This window comes from Streptomyces sp. 15-116A, assembly GCF_025290915.1.
Classification (GTDB): domain Bacteria; phylum Actinomycetota; class Actinomycetes; order Streptomycetales; family Streptomycetaceae; genus Streptomyces.
Genome location: NZ_JAOCQE010000454.1, coordinates 1 through 2,998, shown reverse-complemented (window position 1 = coordinate 2,998; position 2,998 = coordinate 1). Strand labels below are relative to the sequence as shown.

Sequence of the window (2,998 nt, the reverse complement as noted above, 5' to 3'; positions counted from 1 at the left end):
CGGCCGGCCCGCGCCTCGCCGCCGGGAGTCCTGCCGTCGGCCTGCGTCTCGCCGCCACGGACCCTGCCATCAGCCGACGCCGCGCCTTCGCGGGTCCCGGCGTCGGTCTGCTCCGCGCGACCGCGAGCCCCGCCGCCGGCCTGCGCCTCGTCGTTCTCGGGCGTCTGTGTCCTCGCCTCGGGGCGCGGGGCGTTTTCCTCGGTGTGCGGGGTGTTCTGGTCAGCCGGCACTGCGCTCCGCCGCCTCGACCACGTTGACCAGCAGCTGGGCCCGGGTCATCGGGCCGACGCCGCCGGGGTTCGGGGAGATCCAGCCGGCCACCTCGGCCACGTCCGGGTGGACGTCGCCCACGATCTTGCCCTCGGCGCTGCGGGAGACGCCGACGTCCAGCACGGCCGCACCGGGCTTGACGTCCTCCGCACGGATCAGGTGCGCGCTGCCCGCCGCGGCGATGATGATGTCCGCACGCTTGAGGTGGGCGGACAGATCCCGCGTACCGGTGTGGCACTGGGTCACGGTGGCGTTCTCGCTGCGCCGGGTCAGCAGCAGCGGCATCGGACGGCCGATGGTGACACCGCGGCCGACGACCACGACCTCGGCGCCCTTGATCTCGACGCCGTAGCGGCGCAGCAGGGTCAGCACACCGTTGGGGGTGCAGGGCAGCGGGGCCGGCTCGTTCAGGACCAGGCGGCCCAGGTTCATCGGGTGGAGCCCGTCGGCGTCCTTGTCGGGGTCCATCAGTTCGAGGATGCGGTTCTCGTCGATGCCCTTCGGCAGCGGCAGCTGGACGATGTAACCGGTGCAGGCGGGGTCCTCGTTGAGTTCCCGCACCACCGCCTCGATCTCCTCCTGCGTGGCCGTGGCCGGAAGCTCACGCTGGATGGAGGCGATGCCGACCTGCGCGCAGTCGCGGTGCTTGCCGGCGACGTACTTATGGCTGCCGGGGTCGTCCCCGACGAGGATCGTGCCGAGGCCGGGCGTGACGCCCTTCTCCTTCAGCGCCGCCACGCGGGCGGTCAGGTCGGACTTGATCGCGGCTGCGGTGGCCTTGCCATCGAGAATCTGGGCGGTCATGGCCCCCATCCTCCCGGATGACCGGGCCCTGGTTCCAATCCGCCCGCATCACGGGCGGCCGCGAGGTCCGCGACGGCGACGGACGATCACGTTCCGCCCGTATCCGACCAAGATCAGAGATGTTGCACTTGCACAACACATACGGTCTGCGGCTGGACAAGCAAGAGACCGGTCAAGAACGATGAGTCGCACAGTGCCGCGGGCAGAACCGGGGGGACGGACCGCATCTGTAGAACTTCCTCCGAGCCGTGGCTCGCGTCGTCCCCGCACCTGAGCGACAACGGAGGAACAACCGCCATGAGTTTCGGCGACCCGAACAACCCCTACGGGCAGCCGCCCCAGCAGCCCGGCCAGCCCGGCTACGGCTACCCCCAGCAGCCCGGCCAGCCCGGTTACGGTTACCCCGCCGCGCCGCCGGTGCAGCAGCCCTACGGCGGCGGCTACGTCCCCACTCAGATGCCGGGCATCACGCGCGCCGCGCAGATCATGCTCGGCGTGATCGCCCTGGCGCACGCCGTCATCGCGGTGATGTACGGCTACGCGCTGTCCAAGTGGGACGAGACGATGGCCGAGGCCGGCATCACCGGTGACTCCGAGGCCGAGCAGTTCGCCGACCTGGGCAAGGGCGTCGTCGTCTTCTTCCTGGGTCTCGCGGCGGTCTTCGCGGTGCTCGGTCTGGTCCTGCTGCTGCAGTACGCCAAGGGCGCCAACGGCGTTCGGGTCTGCTCGATCGTCTACGGCTCGTTCGCGATCGTCACCGGCATCTTCACGCTCGCCGCGTACGGTCTCGGCCTGATCATCATGGTCGTCGCGATCCTGCTGATCGTCTTCGCCGCCAAGCGCGCCAGCGCGGAATGGTTCAAGCGCCCGCGCTACTGAACGCCTGACAGCACGCAGCGCGTTTCTCGCCAATCACGTCACAGGGCCGTGTCTCACCCGTTCGAGGGGGACACGGCCCTGGCGCGTCGCCCTAGTCTGGACCTGGGTAGTCGTCGCGCACGGGGAGACGCACCTTGTATCGCATCGTCGCCGTACCCCCGCCGACCACGGGGGACGAGGAGTGACCGAGGCCTACGCCGTGACGGTGCCCAAGGGGTACCGGGTCGGCGGGTGGGAGATCCGCGAGCCGATCGCCACCGGGGCGTTCGGCAGCGTGTACGCCGGGAGGCGCGTCGGGGACGGGGGCGAGGCGCTGCCCCGGGCGGCCGCGCTCAAGTTCCTGCCGACCGGCACCGGTACGCCGCGTCAGCTGACGCATCTGCGCGAACTGGTCGAGCGTGAGGTCGCGTTGCTGCGGCGGCTGCGACGGCCACGGCTGATCCGCATGTACGAGACGCTCACCGTCGACGATCCGGAGCGGCCCGAACTGGACGGCGCGACGGTGCTGGTGCTGGAGCGGGCGGAGCGTTCTCTGGCGGGCCTGCTCGCCGCCTCGCCCCGGCCCGCCTCGGGTCCGGTGTTGCTGGAGCAGATCTGTGAGGGCCTGCACCAGCTGCATCGCGCGGGCTGGGTGCACGGCGATCTCAAGCCGGCCAACGTGCTGCTGATGGCGGACGGTTCGGTGCGGCTCGCGGACTTCAACATGGCCGCCGAGCTGGAGGGCACCCACGCCTACACGCCCGCCTTCTCCACCCCCGATTACACCCCGCCCGAACTGCTGTGGTCCGAGATCGGCGAACGGGGCCGCCGGATCCGGCCGTCCGCCGACGTCTGGGCCTTCGGCGTCCTCGCCCACCTGGTGCTCACGGGTGCGTTCCCGCTGCCCGGCGCCACCCCCGCGGTCCGCCGTGACGCGGCCGTCGCGTACGCGCGCGGGACGGACACGCTGCGGCTCGCGCCCGAACTGCCGGACGCCTGGCGGGACATCGTCCGCGCCTGCCTGGCCCGCACCCACGCGGAACGGATCGGCGTGGAGGCGCTGCTG

General features: G+C 71.4%; 4 protein-coding genes. 2 read left to right on the top strand and 2 right to left on the bottom strand.

The window, feature by feature from the left end:
• Together N4P33_RS34250 and N4P33_RS34245 are read right to left on the bottom strand one after the other, a co-directional pair.
• On the bottom strand, positions 1-230 hold a 230-nt coding region (locus tag N4P33_RS34250), incomplete at its 3' end, for a hypothetical protein (protein WP_260830824.1).
• Positions 220-1,074, bottom strand: a complete 855-nt coding sequence (locus N4P33_RS34245; RefSeq protein WP_260830823.1) for a bifunctional methylenetetrahydrofolate dehydrogenase/methenyltetrahydrofolate cyclohydrolase — start codon at positions 1,072-1,074, stop codon at positions 220-222. The genes N4P33_RS34250 and N4P33_RS34245, both read right to left, overlap by 11 nt.
• A gap of 297 nt (positions 1,075-1,371) precedes the next feature.
• Here N4P33_RS34245 and N4P33_RS34240 point away from each other — a divergent pair, with 297 nt between their 5' ends.
• Together N4P33_RS34240 and N4P33_RS34235 are read left to right on the top strand one after the other, a co-directional pair.
• Positions 1,372-1,953 carry a hypothetical protein gene (locus N4P33_RS34240; protein ID WP_260830822.1) on the top strand — a complete coding sequence of 194 codons (582 nt, stop codon included), beginning with the start codon at positions 1,372-1,374 and terminating at the stop codon, positions 1,951-1,953.
• Positions 1,954-2,134: 181 nt separating this feature from the next.
• Positions 2,135-2,998, top strand: an 864-nt coding sequence (locus N4P33_RS34235) for a protein kinase domain-containing protein (protein WP_260830821.1), incomplete at its 3' end; no start/stop codon positions are given.

What these genes read in the sequence shown, in the direction of transcription:
- N4P33_RS34245 (WP_260830823.1), bottom strand. Translation starts at nt 1,074, where the DNA reads ATGACCGCCCAGATTCTCGATGGCAAGGCCACCGCAGCCGCGATCAAG.
- N4P33_RS34240 (WP_260830822.1), top strand. Translation starts at nt 1,372, where the DNA reads ATGAGTTTCGGCGACCCGAACAACCCCTACGGGCAGCCGCCCCAGCAG.